Source organism: Hymenobacter sediminicola, from assembly GCF_014250515.1.
Classification (GTDB): domain Bacteria; phylum Bacteroidota; class Bacteroidia; order Cytophagales; family Hymenobacteraceae; genus Hymenobacter; species Hymenobacter sediminicola.
In genome coordinates this window covers 3642351-3658485 of record NZ_CP060202.1, presented here as the reverse complement: position 1 = coordinate 3658485, position 16135 = coordinate 3642351, and the positions used below count along the sequence as shown (strand labels likewise).

At 61.2% G+C, this 16135-nt stretch carries 10 protein-coding genes; 3 read left to right on the top strand and 7 right to left on the bottom strand.

Going from position 1 to position 16135, the window contains the following annotated elements; genetic code table 11:
- Positions 1 to 119: 119 nt before the first annotated feature.
- The 4 genes from H4317_RS15655 to H4317_RS15640 all read right to left on the bottom strand — a co-directional run bounded on the left by H4317_RS15655 (position 120) and on the right by H4317_RS15640 (position 11141).
- Positions 120 to 1274 carry an efflux RND transporter periplasmic adaptor subunit gene (locus H4317_RS15655; protein ID WP_185887505.1) on the bottom strand — a complete coding sequence of 385 codons (1155 nt, stop codon included), beginning with the start codon at positions 1272 to 1274 and terminating at the stop codon, positions 120 to 122.
- A 136-nt stretch (positions 1275 to 1410) separates the two neighbouring features.
- Positions 1411 to 2769: a TolC family protein gene (locus H4317_RS15650; protein ID WP_185887504.1), complete on the bottom strand. Its 1359-nt coding sequence runs from the start codon at positions 2767 to 2769 to the stop codon at positions 1411 to 1413.
- A gap of 326 nt (positions 2770 to 3095) precedes the next feature.
- On the bottom strand, positions 3096 to 5402 hold the full coding sequence (gene pbpC, locus H4317_RS15645) for a penicillin-binding protein 1C (protein WP_185887503.1): 2307 nt from the start codon (positions 5400 to 5402) through the stop codon (positions 3096 to 3098).
- Positions 5403 to 5534: 132 nt separating this feature from the next.
- Positions 5535 to 11141 (bottom strand): alpha-2-macroglobulin family protein, encoded by a 5607-nt coding sequence (locus H4317_RS15640; protein ID WP_185887502.1) that lies wholly within the window; start codon positions 11139 to 11141, stop codon positions 5535 to 5537.
- Positions 11142 to 11277: 136 nt separating this feature from the next.
- Between H4317_RS15640 and H4317_RS15635 the strand changes: the two genes are divergently transcribed.
- Positions 11278 to 11679 carry a hypothetical protein gene (locus H4317_RS15635; RefSeq protein WP_185887501.1) on the top strand — a complete coding sequence of 134 codons (402 nt, stop codon included), beginning with the start codon at positions 11278 to 11280 and terminating at the stop codon, positions 11677 to 11679.
- Between the two features lie 71 nt (positions 11680 to 11750).
- Here H4317_RS15635 and H4317_RS15630 read toward each other — a convergent pair whose 3' ends face one another.
- Together H4317_RS15630 and H4317_RS15625 are read right to left on the bottom strand one after the other, a co-directional pair.
- Positions 11751 to 11909 (bottom strand): hypothetical protein, encoded by a 159-nt coding sequence (locus tag H4317_RS15630; protein ID WP_185887500.1) that lies wholly within the window; start codon positions 11907 to 11909, stop codon positions 11751 to 11753.
- A gap of 55 nt (positions 11910 to 11964) precedes the next feature.
- Positions 11965 to 12237, bottom strand: a complete 273-nt coding sequence (locus H4317_RS15625; RefSeq protein ID WP_185887499.1) for a SemiSWEET family sugar transporter — start codon at positions 12235 to 12237, stop codon at positions 11965 to 11967.
- A 77-nt stretch (positions 12238 to 12314) separates the two neighbouring features.
- Here H4317_RS15625 and H4317_RS15620 point away from each other — a divergent pair, with 77 nt between their 5' ends.
- Positions 12315 to 13253, top strand: coding sequence for a LysR substrate-binding domain-containing protein (locus H4317_RS15620; RefSeq protein WP_260625699.1), 939 nt, complete (start codon positions 12315 to 12317; stop codon positions 13251 to 13253).
- Positions 13254 to 13519: 266 nt separating this feature from the next.
- On the top strand, positions 13520 to 14725 hold the full coding sequence (locus tag H4317_RS15615; protein ID WP_185887498.1) for a threonine synthase: 1206 nt from the start codon (positions 13520 to 13522) through the stop codon (positions 14723 to 14725).
- A gap of 170 nt (positions 14726 to 14895) precedes the next feature.
- Here H4317_RS15615 and H4317_RS15610 read toward each other — a convergent pair whose 3' ends face one another.
- Positions 14896 to 16098: a tetratricopeptide repeat protein gene (locus tag H4317_RS15610; protein ID WP_185887497.1), complete on the bottom strand. Its 1203-nt coding sequence runs from the start codon at positions 16096 to 16098 to the stop codon at positions 14896 to 14898.
- Between the last annotated feature and the right edge of the window lie 37 nt (positions 16099 to 16135).

The following is a 16135-nucleotide window of genomic DNA, read 5'->3' as shown; positions in this document are numbered from 1 at the left end:
GCGGTGTAGAGACGCGTATTCGCATCTCCTCGTCGAACGGCCGGCTGCGGGACCGTTCAACGGCATGGTTCAGCGGTGCAGAGACGCGTATTCGCCTCTCTGCACCGCTGGAGTGTCTATTATTTGGCGGCTCCGGCAGCCGGTGCGCCGGTTTGGGCCTGGGCGGGCGTGCCTACCTGAATCTGGCCGCCGTCGCGCAGGCGGTTTAGTCCTTCGGTAACTACTTTGTCGCCGTCCTTGATGCCTTCCATTATCACGATTTGGTCGCGGAGGCGGGGGCCGAGTTGCACCTTGCGCTGGTAGGCCTTACTGCTGTCGCCGGCGATGAACACGAAGTTCTCTCCCATCTGCTCCACTACGGCCTTAAACGGCACCACCAACCGGCGGCCCGACTGCCGGTTGAGCACGTTGAGCACGGTGCTCATGCCGTCCTTCAATTCGCGCTTCGGGTTCGGAAACTGTACTCGGATCTGCACGGTAGCCGTCTGCTGGTTCACGCCCCGGTCGATGGCCAGCATCTTACCCGGCTGGGCATAGCGCGAGCCATCAGGCAGCACCATACGAAAGGTGGAATCCTGGCGGCCGCCGCCCTGGCGTTGCAGATCGGCAAAGCGGCTCAAATCGGCGTCCGGAATCACGAAATCTACGCCCATGGGGTCTTCGGCGCTGATGGTGTTGAGCAGCGTAGTGCCGGGGCTCACCTGCGCCCCCAGTCGCACCTGCGAAATGCCAATCCGGCCCGTGAAGGGCGCATTAATCACGGAGTAGTCGAGGTCGGTGCGGGCCAGAGCTACGTTGGCTTGGGCCTGGGCTACCTGGGCCTGAGCGGTGGAATAGCTGGTAGCGGCGTTGTCTACAATCTGCTTGGCAATGGCGTCCTGCTGGGCCAGGCGCTGGTAGCGGTTCAGGTTCACCTGAGCATTCTGTACCACGGCCTGGGCGCTGCGGAGGCCGGCCAGGGCCTGCTGGTAGGCAGCCTGGTACTTGCGGCGGTCAATCTCATAGAGCGGCTTGCCCTTCTGCACCAGGTCGCCATCCTTAAAGTAAATCTGGGTGATGAAACCGGCCACTTGGCTGCGTAGCTCCACATTGTTGAGGGCCACCACGGTAGCGGGGTACTCATCGTAATACACCGCATCGGTGGTGCGGGCGGCTACCAGCGTTACGGGCGTGGCCGGGGGCGGGCCAGCGGCTTTTTCGTCTTCTTTTTTGCCGCAGCTCACCAGAGCCAGCAGGCTAGCGGCGAAGGAAAGGCGGAGGAAGGTATGTTTCATATGGAAAGCAGGAGCAGCGAAAGGATAAAGGGCAGCGGCAAGTGGCGCGCGGGACCCAGAGCTGAATCACTGGGCTACGGGGTAAGGAATGTGTGTTTCAGAAAGTCATGCGGAGTGTAGTCGAAGCATGACGTTGCTAATATTCCGTTGGCAGCTCGCCGAGGGCACGTAGCAGGTCTACTTTGCTGCTCAAGAGTTGGAACAGGGCGGTGTAGTAATTGAGCTGGGAAGTGCGCAGAGTGGTCTGGGCCACAATCAAATCGATGTAGGCCCGGATGCCCTCCCGGTATTGCAGGTTGATGACGTTGTACACTTCCTTGGACGCTTCCAGGTTGCGCTTGCCCAGCATGTACTGGGTGTAGTAGCCCTTATAGTTGGCTAGCGCCGTGGCATACTCAGTATTAATCTGGTTGCGGGTGTTGCTCACGTCCTCGTCGAGGCGGGTATTGAGCAGACGGGCGCGCCGCACGTTCTGCAAGCGCCGGAAGCCGGTGAAAATGGGTAATCCGAGCTGCAAACCAGCGTAAGAATTCGGGAAACGGGTGCTGTACAGGTCGCTGGCCGAGTTGTTCTGAAACACGGAGTTGTAGTTGGCAAACGCCGACAACGACGGCAGAAAGCCCATCCGGTAGTAGTCCACCGTAATATCCTGCAAGGCCCGTTGCGTCTGTAGCTGCTGAATTTCGATGCGGTTGCTGATATTCAGGGCCACGGCCGTGTCCATAGTAGCATCCATTTCTAGCTTCAGCGTGTCGTACTGCAACGACAAAGGCCGCTCGGGCGGCACCCCCATCAGTTGCTTGAGGTAGGCCAGCCGCGCCTTAATGGCTTCCTGCGACTGTTTGCGGCCGGCCAGGGAGTTGTTAAGCGAAATTTCGGCCTGCAGATACTCCGTTTTGTCGGCAATGCCGGTTTCGTAGCGGGCCCGGGCGTCGCGGTAGTTGCGCTGCAGACGGGCAATATCCTGGCTGAAGACCTCCAGCTGGCGCTGGGCCAGCAGCACGTCATAAAAGCCCTTGCTCACATCCGAGACGGTGGCAATTCGCACGTTCACGGTGTTCTGGGTGGCAGCTTGGTTGTTAAACCGCTTGCTGCGGGCGGCCAGCAGCACGTCGTTGTTGTAAATGGTCTGGGTGCCGCTCAGGCCCACGGTGGTCACGTTGCGCACGCCAATCTGGCGAGGCGTGAGCGTGCCGGTAGTAGGGTCGGGGAAGATGGTGAAGGGCAGTTGGAAGTAATGCTGCGCGGTGCCCTGCAACCCCACTTGCGGCAGCCAGCCGGCCAAGGCAATCTGGTTTTCCGCGCGGGTAATTTCCTGGTCGACCCGCGCCTGTCGTAGTAGTGGTTGGTTTACCAGCGCCACGTTCAGGCACTGGGCGAGCGTAAGCTCTTGGTTAGGCGGTATGGATGGCGCGGCCGTCTGGGCTACACCTGCGCTGGGAGCAAGCCACAGAAAGCCTAGCAGAAGCTTGAGCGTCTGGTGTACGTAGTTCATAAAAAAGAAAAAACAGTTACTCCGATACGTAACTGGGCGGTTCAGGGCTGGGCGACCCAATAGAAGCGGATAGAGCGGATGCCTCGATGGACACGCACGGCCGGTAGGGGCTGCATGTCAACCGGGACCCGGAACCAGGGGGTAGGGAGGGAATACCGACCTGTGTTTCGGTGTGGAGCGGGATGCAAGTTGGGTAAACCCGCCCGGTGCCGGAATGTTATGGTGCGCGTAAAAAAGGTTAGGCTCTTGTTTCATCAAGCCGCTTCAGGCCTGTTGCCGATGAGAAATTCGTGCGGCATAAAGGCTGCCTCAGGTATGTATATTGCCTAATTCAGCTCCGTCACAGTCACCAGAACGTCGGTGTTGCGGCCGTGGTCATCGGCGCAGGAGATTTTGAGCGGCCCGGCCGGCGGGCGGAAAAATACCCGCTCGGTAGCGGCGGCGGCTCGCAGAAACTGGTCATTCACGTACCAATACACCTGGCGTACTTCGCTGTCAGTAGTGCAGCTGAGCAGGAGTTGCTGCTTTTCGTGCTGGTTGAGAACATACTCGGTATTGGCGGTGGGCGAGGTGATAGTGGGGGCCCGCTCCTGGCCGCCACGCACCAACTGGCACTGCGGGTTGTGGGGCGGCAGCCTTCGGTACGGAATGCCCTGGGCCTCCTTATACGCCGCCACTTCCGGCAGCAGATTCGGGTACAACTCCCGCCGGTAGCCAGCCGCCGGCGCGCAGGCCCGGCAGTAGGTGAAGCTCCCATCAGCCGACAGCAATACTTCGCGCTGGTGCTGGCAGCGCTGCCCACTGCTCACGTTGGGTAGGAAGTAGTCGATTAGCTGGTTGGGGCAGTTTTCGCCGGGCACGAGGCCACTTTCGGCGCACACCAGCCGGAAATCCAGCGCGGCCGGGGGCGCATACCAATCGTTGGGCGAGTTGTAGGCCAGCGTATTGAACAGGTCGAAGAGCAGAGGCGTGGCTACGTCGGCGCCAGTGAGAGCCGGGCTGCCTTGGCCACTGAAGTTGCCCAGCCACACACCGATGGTGTACTCCCGGTTATAGCCGATGCTCCAGGCGTCGCGGCGGCCGTAGCTGGTGCCGGTTTTCCAGGCCACTTTGGGCAGCCGCATGCTGCTAGCAGCTCCCAACGGTAAATCGGGCCGGGTGAGTTGGGCCAGAATATCGGTTGTCAGGAAAGCCGCCGACTCGGAAATTAGGAGTGTTGTAGACTTAGATTTCGTGGAGGATGTCAGTTGCAACGGCGCGTACTGCCCGGCATCAGCCAGCGCAACATAGAGGCCCGTAAGTTCTTCCAGGCTAGCCCCGCAGCCGCCCAGAATACTGCTCAGGCCCAGTTGGGTGCGGTTGCGCTTCACGTTCTGGAAACCGGCCTGTTGGAGCTTTTCGGTGAAAGTGGGCACGCCGAGCTGGTTGAGCACGCGCACGGCCGGAATATTGAGCGAGTAAGCCAAAGCGCGCTCCAGCGTCACCTCGCCGTTGCAGCGCTTGTCGAAGTTCTCGGGCCGGTAGCCCTGGAAGTTGGTGGGCACGTCGGGGAGCAGCTGCTTAGGCGTAACGAGGCCCCGGTCCATGGCCAGTGCGTACAGAAACGGCTTGAGCGTGCTGCCCGGCGAGCGAACCGCCACCACGCCGTCGTTTTGGCCCTGGCCCGCGAAGTCACGGAAATCAGCCGAGCCCACGTAGGCCTCCACTTGCCGGGTACGGTTGTTTACCACCAGCACAGCGGCCTGCGAAATGCCCAGCTCGCGCAGACGGCGCACATAATTGCGAGTGAGGTCCTCGGCCTTGCTTTGCTTGGCGCGCTGCAAACTGCTGCGAATGATGGCCGCGTGCGGAAACTGCCGCACCAACCGCCGCGCCAGGTGCGGAGCCAGCGTAGGCGCGGCGTGGCGCTGTACGTCCAGCGGCTCCAGTAGTGCATCTTCCACATCCTGCTTTGGGAATAGCCCCGCCGCTCCGAAGCGCCGCAGCCACCGGTTCCGCTCTTTTAGCACGGCCGCGTTGTTGCGGCCTAGCACCAGCCCGCGCGGCCGGTTTGGGATGATGGCCAGCGTCACGGTCTGGGCCAGGGAAAGGTAGTCTGGCGTTTGTTGGAAATAAAGTAGCGCGGCTGACTTCACGCCTTCCACGTTGCCGCCGTAGGGCACCAAGTTCAGGTAGAGCTGCAGAATTTCGTCCTTACTGTAGTGCGCTTCCAGTTGCGTAGCCCGCGCCATTTCCAGCAGCTTGTTGCCAAAAGTGCGCTCCTTGGGTTCCAGCAGCCGGGCCACCTGCATCGTAATCGTGCTGGCCCCGGTGGTGCGCCCCGAACCAAACAGGTTGCGCCCGGCCGCCTGCACCAGCGCCAGCGGGTTCACCCCGAAATGCCACCGAAACCACCGGTCTTCCTTTTCGATGATGGCGGCCCGCAGCACCGGCGTAATCTCGCGCAGCTCGGTTTTCATCCGCCACTTCTGGGTGGGGTTGAGGTAGGCGTGCAGCACCGAGCCATCTTGGGCCAGCACGATGGGCGAGTACAGCGGCGCAGGCGGCACCGGAAACGCCCAATCCAGCCCCAGCAACAGCAGCAGCAACAGGCCGAAGCCCGCCAGAATACGGTAACCGGAGCGGCGTTTCATGGGATTAGAGACGCAATGTTTTGCGTCTCGCGGTTGCTGATGTTGCTCGGCCTAGATGGTTTTTGCCATTGCTGGCTGTTTATAAGCCGAGTGATTTTACTGTTTAACGACGAGACACCAAGCATTACGTCTCTACCGCACCCGCACCACGCCAGAACCGGCATACGAGTGGTACTCGGCGTTATACATGGCGTCGGCGCTGACGGGACCGAGCTTGAAAGTGCCTTTGGAAACGGCGCGGCAGAGGTAGTAGAACGACTTGGGCTGGGGCGTGACGGTGGTGAAGAGGTTGATCCGGTCGTCGCGCACGTCGAGGTAGTCGGGTTGGGCGGCGTCGGTGGCCCAGGTCAGCTCCCGGACGGCGCCGATGCGCGGGTTTTCGATTTCCAGGCCGGCGGGGAGCAGGTCGGTGATGGCCACGTTCTTGACTTCACCGGCGCTTTCAGCCGACTGGATGGTGATTTTCACCACCACCAAATCATTCTGGCGGAAGCTGGTGCTGCCTACGGGCTGGCCGGTACGGTTCAGGAACTGGCGGCGCACCTGCAGGTAGGCGTCTTCCTCGCGCACCTGGCCGGTGGGTGAGATGCCCTCGGTTTCCCAGAAGTAGTAGAGGCTGCCCCGGCCGCTGGTGCGCAGGGCCAGCTGGCGGTTGGCCACGTTGCTTACTGTGAGGTCCTTGCCCGAGAAGTTGCCAATAGCCTTGCCATCAGCCAGCAGACTGGCCGTGACGGTGCTGCCGGCGTTTTTCTTGGCCAGCTTGCCCAGTGCCAGCAGTGCGAAGGCGCGTTCCTGGGTGCTGAGCCAGTTGGCCTGCTTCACCTGGCGGCTGAGCTGGCGGGCCAGGACGTTCACCTGGGCGTTGGCGGGGTCGGCGGCGAGCAGGGCGTTGAGCACCAGGGCCTCGTCGCGGATGGGGGAGGAGAAGGCGCCGTCGAGCTGGCGGCCGGCAATGGACTGCACCCCGAAGCGGGTGGGCAGTGCCTCCCGGTAGCTGCGCTGGTTGCCGCTCAGGGCGAAGGCCGCCGCCAGCAGGTAGCGCGAATCTTCGGGCAGCAGCTTGCGGTTGGCCTTGTAGTAGTTCAGGCCCACGGCATCGGGGCGGCCGGCCAGGGCCAGCACGTACAGCGAGTAGGCAATTTCCTTTTTCGCCAGCGTGAGAGGCTGAATCACGCCGCCGGTCTGGATGATGTTGTAGGTTTCGGTTTCGCGCTTGCGGACGCGGGCCTGCAAGTAGCGGAGCACCCGGTCGAGGACGTTCTTGTTCACGTCGAAGCCGGCTTGCTGGGCTTCCAGCAGGAAGTGCGCGGCGTAGGCGGTAGCCCACCAGTTGTCGTAGTCGCCACCGGGCCAGTAGCTGAGGCTGCCGTTGTACATCTGCTGGGCTTCCACCTTGCGGATGGCTTCCTGCACATGGTAGTTTGGATTGAACAGGCCAGCTTTACTTGTTCTACCGGTTTTCTGGCCCAGCGTGGCGGCCAGGTCGCCGTAGTACAGCTGCGGGAAGGCGGCCGACACGGTTTGCTCCAGGCAGCCGTAGGGGTATTGCAGCAGGTAGCGCAGGTCCTTGGCAAACTCCGTCATCGGCGAGCGGCTCACCACCAGTTGGCTCCGCAAGGAGGAAGGCAGGAAGTCGGTGCGCAAGTTCAGCTGCTGGGCCGCGCCGCCCGCCACCACGCCCGCCCCCGTGCGCTTCTGCAGCGGCGAAGCGGGGCGGATGGGCAGCTCAACGATTTCGGTGAAACGCTCCTTGCTGCCATTCGACTCAGTGACAATAATTCTCACAACATCACTGCCTATCTTCTCACGAGCCTTCAATCGAAAAACAATTCTTCTCTCTGTATTAGGCAGAAGCACAATCCCTTGAGCTGTGTACCAAGTGGAACGGGACGCTGCATCAGAAATTGGTTGGTTACTTGTTTCAACAACTTCAAGCAGACCATCATGCAGCTTCATGTCGCTTTGGATTGCCGCATTTTGGGTTAACTCGGAAACAGTTTTATCACCTTTCAGTAGCATGTGGATTACACCTGTAATCTTGTTTCCCGTTGTATTTGTTAGCGTCACCGGCACGTCAATCGTGTCGCCAGGGCTCAAAAACCGCGGCAGCGCCGTGGAAATAACCACCGGGTCAGCCACGCGCATGGTATGTTCGGCCGAGCCGAAGGCGTCGTTTTTATAGGCCACGGCCATGATGCGGATGGCCCCGCTGAACTGCGGGATTTGCAGTTTGTAGCGCACCTTGCCGCTGGCGTCGGCAGTGAGCACGCCGCTCCATTTGGCGAGCAGGCGCACGCGGCGGTTGGGCACGGGCGTGGTGCGGCGCGAGAGGTCGTAGCCGTCGCCGCCGGTGCTGCTGGTGCCCAATTCGGGTAGCAGGAAGGGGTAGACGTCGTAGGCCTGCACTTCCAGGGCACGCTTCTGGTAGAAGTAGCCATAGGGGTCGGGCGTGCGGTAGTCCTTCATCTGCAAAATGCCCTCGTCCACCATAGCCAGCGTCACCTGCGCGCCGGGGGCGGTGGTGATTTCAATGGTCTGGGCGGTCTGGGAGCGGCTTTGGGTGGGGGCCTTAATGGCGACTTGCAGGCGCGCGCCGGGCTTCTCCACCGTCAGCGGCACGAAGCCCCGGGCCACGGTGAGCGGCAGGCGGTTGTCCTTGATTTCGCGGATGGCGGTGGCCGTCACGTAGATGTTGGGCACGTGGTTGCCCCGGATGGGCACGTCCACCTTGGCCGATTTCTCGTCGGTGGTCACGTAGAAGTGGTCGAGCACCCGGTCCCGCTCCACGGTCACGAGCACGCGGCCGGGAAAGGGCGTTTTCAGCAGCAGGTGGGCCACGTCGCCGGGCTGGTACTTGGGCTTGTCGGCCTCAATGGTCACCTCGCCCTCGTTGTTCACCTCGAAGGAGTTGCTCTGAGTGTCGCCGTAGCCGTAGGCGTACACGCGCCGGGCCACGTAGGTCACGGCCCCGGTGCCCGACACCCGCACTTCGTACTCGCCGGAATAGGTGGGCGTGAAGTTCAGGCCGGCATCCTGGCCCGCTCCTTTCACCGACACCACACGGTTGAGCACCACTTCCTCGCGCTTCTGCGAGTTGTAGACGTAGCGGCCACCCTGGCGCTCAATAACAGTCTCCCAGAGCAGGCGCACCACCTGCACCCGGGCCTGGGCCGTGGTGGGCTGGCCGGCCGGCGTGAGGGCCGCCAACTGCACGGCCAGCGGCTGGCCGGTGCTCACCAGATCATCGGCGCTCCGGATGCCGAACAGCACCGGCTGGGTCTGCACCTCGAAGGTGGCCAGGCGGTTTACCGGGCGGCCGGTTTCGTCGAATACCGTGGTGAAGGCCGCGCCTTCCAGGATGCCGAGGTCGGTGTAGTCGGGTACCTGGTAGGTGGCGGTGCCGCGGCCGGCGGCGTCGGTGATGCCTTCGCGGGTGGTTTTCTCGAAACGGTCGGAAATAGGCGTCGATTCTAGGTCGCCATAGCTGCCGCGCCGCTTGTCGCCGCTGTTGATGGCGAAGGTGTACTGCTCGTACCCTTTGGGTTTGAAGGCTTTTTCCTTCAAGGAAAACTCGACTTCAAACTTACGGTCGGCGGCGGGTGGACCGAATAGGTTCTGGGCCGTAATCTGCGCGGAAACCGACTGCCCGGGCTTCGCCACGGCGCGGTCGGCCTTCACCGTCACCTTCATGCGGTCCGGAATAAACTCCTCCACCGAAAGCTGGCGCGAGGTCAGCAGCACGTCGTTGCCGGTCAGCACTTCCAGGGTGTAGATGCCGGTCATCACGGCTGGGGGCAGCAGGAAGCGGGCCTCGAAGGAGCCGGCCGCATTCAGGGTTTTCTGCAGGCTGGCGTACTCCTTGCCGGTGGGCAGCAGCAGCCGGATTTTCACCGGTAGGCCCTTGGGCGGGGCCTGCCAGGCGTCGGTGCGCAGCACGGTATTGGTCTGGATGGTGTCGCCGGGGCGGTACAGGTCCCGGTCGCCGTAGAGGAAAGCCTGGTAGCGGGCGGCGTTGGTTTGCAGCCCGCCCACCTCGAAGCGGGAGGTTTCCACCCGGCTGCGGCTCAGGTCGAGGAAAGTGAAGTCGTTGCCCTGCTGGGCCATCACCATGCCCAGCTTGAAGCGGCCGTTGGCGGCCGTGCTGTCGAAGCGGGCCACGCCCTCGTGGTTGCTGAGGCCGGTGCCCATCACCTGGTTGTTGGTGCTGATGTAGCGCAGCTCCACGCCGGAAAGCGGCTTGGCGTTGCGGATGGAGTTGGCAAACACCAGCGTGCTGCCGCCTTTGCCCTGCTTCACAATCAGCCCGATGTCCGACACGGCCACCAGCTTGCTCACTTGCAGCCACTGCCGCTCGGTGTCCTGCACCTTGATGATGTAGAGCCCCTTCAGGCCGCCCGCAAACTCCAGGTCCTTGAGGTTCAGGTTCAGCAGCCGCAGCCCCTGCGCCTTCGGCAAGCCCGACACGGTGTAGGTGCGCTCCGTGAGGACGTTGCCCAGGTTCTCCACGTCGTAGTACTGGAAGGAGCGGTCCACGTATTCGCCGCCGTCGCCTTCTTCCTCGCTGCTTTCCTCGCCGTCGTACTCGGGGTAGCCGTACTGGGTGCCGCCGCGCAGCAGCTGCTGGATATTGTTGGCGTAGACTTTGGCAATGGTCACCTTCACCTGGCCCACCTCGTTGATGCGCACACCCAGGTTGCGCGAGCCCAGCGCGTCGAGGTACATGGCCTTCTCGGCGCTGCCGAAGCTGATGGTGGGCCGCTCGTCGGAGAAGCTCACGGTCTGCGTCACGGCCTCGCCCAAGATGCCGCCCAACCCGCCGCGCAGGCCCTGGTTCACGCCAATCTGGTAGCTGCGCCCCACCTCGAAGCCGCCCTTCAGCCGCACGCCGTTTTCCACTTCCTCCACCTCATAGGCCACCTGCGGCGACACGGTGAGGTAGCTCTGCAAATCGGCAGCCGTCACGGGCTGGTTGGTGGTGATGAGTACCACCGGGTCGGCATTTTTCAGCGAGCCTTCGATGGTGGTTACCTGCAGGGCCTCGGGGTCGGGCACGGTTACCTGGGTTTCGTAGTCAGTGGTGCTGGGCTGGTCGCTGCCCACGGCGTGCAGGCCCTGGGCCAGCGCCACCGTGAGCGGGGAGCCGGGGCGCACCTGCTGGTTGAGGCTGACGCGCACCACCTCGCCTGGCTCGCCGCTGACTTCAAAGGCTACGGGCTGGCCGTCCTGGGTCACGCGCAGCAGCGGCTTCACGTCGGCGGGCTTCACGGCATAGTTGAAGGGCAGCTCCACGCGCATCTCGGCGGTGCCGGCGGCCCGACTGGAGCGGCCCCAGAACGCCTGCGGCTCCTGCATTTCCAGGTAGGGCGTGTGGAATTTCTGGCGGTTCTCGGGCAGCTCGGCGTTGCGCTTGCCTTCGGGTAGCATTTCCTTGCGCAGTGTGGCCTTGAAGGCGGTGCTGGGCTTGAAGGGCGTGCTGGGCGAGAAAATCAGCTCCCGGTCACTATTCCACTTGAACTTGCCGCGCACCGCCGGCTCGAAGCTCACCACTTGCACCGTATCCCAGCGGTCCTGCAGCTCGGGCGTCACCACGGCATCGGCAAACTGAAACACGAGGTTCTGGTACGGGTCAATTTCCTCGCCGTTGGGGTCTTGTCCACCGTCGGAACCAGACTTGGAGCAGGCGCACAGCACCGCCAGCAACACCAGCAGCGGCAGGCGGGAAAGTGTTTTCGATAGCATGGAAAGGAAAGAGCTTGAAGGGACGCCGGAAGGTATAGAAAAACGGCGTTTCTGCTAGGTTTTGTATAGGTTTGGGATAGATACCTTGCACTTATTGGTACATTGTCTTACTCATTGTCTCATACATGAATCAATCATGGCTCTATTACAAGATTTTCCTCAGAATACCAGTACAAACTTTACTTATGTAATGAATAGGCTTATAGAAGCTAGACAGCATGAGAAAAAGTTTTTTTTCGCGCAGGATGGAGTGATTATAGAATATTATAAAAAAGGGTTTTTCTCAACTAAGGTTTATAAAATTGTTATAGAGAATATTGTCTCCGTCAAAACAGGAGAAAGCTTAGAGGTAGAAGGTAAAAAAGTCGCAGGGATTACCTTTCAGGAAGGTCAAGCCATAACTCAATGTACTGTATTAGCTGATAAGCTTATTCCAGTTTTGCAGGAAATACCAGAAGCCTTTTTCCACATTCTAGGTATTTGGAATAGCAATACCAAACCTGACTTTGATTGGAATCCAGAAGATTGGGCAGAATAAATACAGTGTCGATTTATCCCCTGCTAACACGATTTACGCTGCGCTAAATTCACGCCATTTTTTTGTGCGTTCTACACCCCCTCAAACACCTCCGCCCACTCAATGCCAAACCCCGGCAGCGTGTGTACCGGAATGAGGCCGGGCGTGTAGAAGTCACCAAGGGGCTGGTAGCGGCCTTCGTGCAGCACGAACACCGAAACCGTCTTTTCGCAAAGTGAATAAAAACGCAAAAGGCTCTGGATGCAGCATCCAGAGCCTTTTACAATGATGTGCTAACCGGGAAGGTTACGAGGCACCTGTGCCGGGTTTGGTGGTGAGCTTCAGGAACAGGATGATACCGGCCAGTGCAGCCGTGACGATGTTGGCAATCATAACGGGCCAGTTGTCGATGTAGATGGCATATACCACCCAGGTAATAGTGCCCGCAAACAGCATCAGGTACGTAGGCAGCGAAAGGCTGGCCGTGGACCGGGTTTTGATGGTTTTGTAGGCCTGAGGCACGTATGCGGCCGTAGTAAGCACGGCGGCCAGGGCCCCGAGCAGGGAGATAAAATTCATAAGCGTAAAAACGGATGAGCTTGTAAGTACCTGGTTTTGGCAGGGAAAGTTCTGGGCATGCAGCGCTGCGTTGTACCTTGCTGATCGACCCACCGGCCCCATTCGCCATGCTTTCCCACGCCCACGAAGTCTTTCTCGAAGTTGCCCGGCAACTGAGCTTTACCAAGGCGGGGCAGACGCTTTTTCTGAGCCAGTCGGCCGTGAGCAAGCGGGTGCGGGGGCTGGAAGATCACTACAAAACGGGGCTATTTGAGCGGCTCGGCAACTCGGTGCAGCTCACGGCGGCCGGCGAGCTGCTGTACCGCAAGCTGCTGCTGGCCCGGCAGCTGCAACACGAGCTGCACCAGGAGTTTACGGAGCTTAATCCCGAGTTTCAGCCTCAGCAGCAAATGGTGATTGGGGCCAGCACCACCATTTCGCTGTACGTCATTCCGCCGGTGCTGTCGGCGTACCTGGGCCGCTACCCGCACACCCAGCTCACGCTCAAAAACCGCAATTCCGAGAACATCCTCAAGGCGCTGCTGGAGCATGAAATCGACCTGGGCATCATCGAGGGTATCCATAAAGTCAGCAACGTGACTTACACGCCGCTGCTCACCGATGAAGTGGTGGCGGTGTGCTCAGCCCGCAACCCCCTGCACCGCCGTGAGTTGGAAGCCCAGGATTTGCGCCGCACGCCCGTGGCGTTGCGTGAAACCGGCTCCGGCACCCTGGCCGTGCTGGAAGAAGCCCTGCTGACCCACGGCATCCGTCTCACCGATTTGCCGGTGAAAGTGCGTCTGGGTGGTACGGAGGCCCTCAAAAACTTTGTGCGTGTGGATACCTGCCTAGCGTTTCTGCCCCGGCAGTCGGTGATGAAGGAGCTGGCCGCCGGGGAGCTGGTGGAAGTGCCCGTCCGCGACCTGAACTTGGTGCGCCACTTCGATTTCGTGCAGCGCAAAGGCACCGAAAACAACCTGCCCTACAAAACCTTCGTGCAGTTTGCCCGGCGGTATTACGGCAACCTGCAGCGGTAACGGCGGCAGCACAATCAGAACGTCATTCCGAGCCTGCGAGGAATCCCGCGTGCTGACGTTGTTTACGCCGAACGGTGTAGAGACGCGACACTTCGCGTCTCCTCGTTGCTGAGGTTGTTTGATTGGTGCGGCTCCGGTCGTTCAGGTGAGAGACGCGAATACGCGCCTCTACATCATCCTTGCTATTCCAAACGGGCATAGCCTATTCCAAGAAGGCGTTTGCCGGCGGCATGAGGAAGCGGGAGTTTTGCGTTCAACCTCCTGCCATGACCACCCTCGAAACCACCACCCAGTCCCGTTTGCAAGCGCTGCACTGCGCCGCCTGCGGTACTCCCCACGATGCCTTCACGCTCCAGCGCGTATCTAACTGCTGCGCCCAGCCGCTGCTGGCCCGCTACGACCTGACCGCGTCCCTCACCCGCGCCGAGGCCATCAACCCGGCCGATAACTCCATGTGGCGCTACCGGGCGCTGCTGCCACTACTTGATGATAGCAACCTCGTGACGCTGGGGGAAGGCTGGACGCCGCTGCTGCCGCTGCCGCGCCTGGCAGCCCGCCACGGCTTGCGCAGTCTGCTGCTCAAGGATGAAGGCCAGAACCCCACTGGCTCGTTCAAGGCCCGGGGCCTGAGCATGGCCGTTTCAAAGGCCAAGGAATTGGGCGTAACCGGCTGCATCATCCCGACGGCCGGCAACGCGGGGGTGGCGCTGGCGGCCTATTGCGCCCGCGCCGGTTTGCGCTGCGTGGTGGTGATGCCCCGCCACACGCCCACGGCCTTTAAGGAGGAATGCTACTGGTACGGCGCCGAAGTACACCTCGTGGACGGCCTCATCAACGACTGCGCCGCCCGGGTGCGGGAGCTGAACGCCGCCAGCGAGTTGCTTGATGTCTCGACTTTAAAAGAGCCTTACCGCCTTGAGGGCAAGAAAACCATGGGCTACGAACTGGCCGAACAGCTGAACTGGACGCTGCCTGACGTGCTGCTCTACCCTGCCGGCGGTGGCACCGGCCTCATCGGCATCTGGAAGGCCCTGCGCGAAATGCAGGCCCTGGGCTGGCTGCCGCGCACCGCCAAGCTGCCCCGCATGGTGGCCGTGCAGGCTGCCAGCTGCTGCCCATTGGTGGAAACCCGCGCCGGCCGCCAGCCCAACTGCCATGCCTACATCGGCCGCCCGTCCATTGCCAACGGCTTGGCCGTGCCGCGCCCGTTAGGTGAAGCCCTGATGCTGAACGTGCTGGATGAGTCCAACGGCCTGACCCTGGCCATTACCGACGAACAGATGCTGGCCGGCATGCGTGAGCTAAGCCACTTCGAAGGCCTGTTCGTGGCCCCTGAAGGCGGGGCACTTTGGAGCGCAACCCTGCACTTGCTCCACACCGGCCAGATCCGGCCTGACGAGCAGATTCTGCTGCTCAACACCGGCTCGGCTCAGAAGTACTTGGATAACGTGCTAGGTCGGTCAGAAGGCTAGAAGCGTATTGTCATCGAATAAAGGTTGGTACGTTGAGGGAAGCATTTCAAATACGCCAGACCGTCATGCTGAACTTGCCGAAGCATCTCTCCCACTTCGTCAGAATCCACTTCAACGAAGCGGGAGAGATGCTTCGGCAAGTTCAGCATGACGGTTCATTTAATTTTAGTCTAGCTCCGCAGGCCCATCACCCACACGTACACCAGCGTGCCGCCCAGAAACGTCAGGAACAGCGGCCCCTCACCCGGCAGTGCCAGCGCATCGAAACTGATGGACAGTACGCCCACAGCCGCCAGCCCCCAGCCAAACCACTTGGATTGTTGCCGCCGTTTCGGGTGCCACTGGCGCTGCGTGCCTACCAGCGGAAAAAGCAGGCCTAGCGCCACAATACCAGCCGTAGTGAAGGGGCTGATTTTACTGTAATAGCCAGCGGCCAGTAATGCCAGGCCACTTACCAGCAACGCTAGGAACTGGTTGGAATACTGCGTGTCTTCCTCGCTGAGAGCAAAGCGGCCGTAGCGGTTGAAGCGGAGGAGCGAGTTGAAAAGTGGCTCAGCAAACCAGCTCATGTACACCAGCACCAAGTACAGCGGCAGCAGCCCCGGCACCACCCGCGAGAGTATAAACAACCCGATAAACATACCCTGCCGCATACCGGGGCTCAGCGTCTGGGTCCAGACCATGAAGCGGTAGAAGCCATTGTAGAGCCAAAAACGGGCTTTCAGGGCCGAAACCAGGCCTTCGCGGGCGTAGTCGGAGGTGGGGTTGAGGCGCAGGGCTTCGCGGAAGTAACCGGCCGCTTCTTTGGCGCGGCCACGTTCCAGGGCCACCCAGCCCAAGTCGGCGTGGGTGCCGGCGTCGGAGGGGCTTTGGCGCAGGGCTTCGTCGAGGTCGGCGGCGGCTTCGTCGCGGCGGCCGAGGCGGGCCAGGCAGCGCGCCCGCAGCCCCAGGCAATCCACGTGGGTCGGGTCGGCCTGAAGGCCGGCTTCGGCGGCGCGCAACGCGGCGTACAGCTGGCCCTGCTGAAACCGGATCTGGCCCAGTACGTGCTGGTAGTCGGCATCTTCGGGGTCTAGGGCCAGGGCTTCTTCAATGGCCTCCAGCGCTGCTGGCAGCTCATGCTGGCGCTGCAGCGTGGCACTCAGCACGTAGAAGGCAAAGCTGTTTTCGGGGTCTAGATGAATGGCTTGCTGCGCGGTAGCCTGGGCCTCGGGCAAGCGGACCAGTTCCATTAAAGCCAGGGCCAGCAGACAGTGCAAATAGCTGTTGTCGGGGTCGTCGCGGAGCTGGCGTCGGGCTTCCTGCTCGGCCTCTTGGGGGCGCTTATGTTGCAGCAACAGCTGCACGCGGCTGATATTCTGGATAGAGTTCATCGTAGACAAGCAGAAGAGAGCCTAAAGAAAGGTAGAA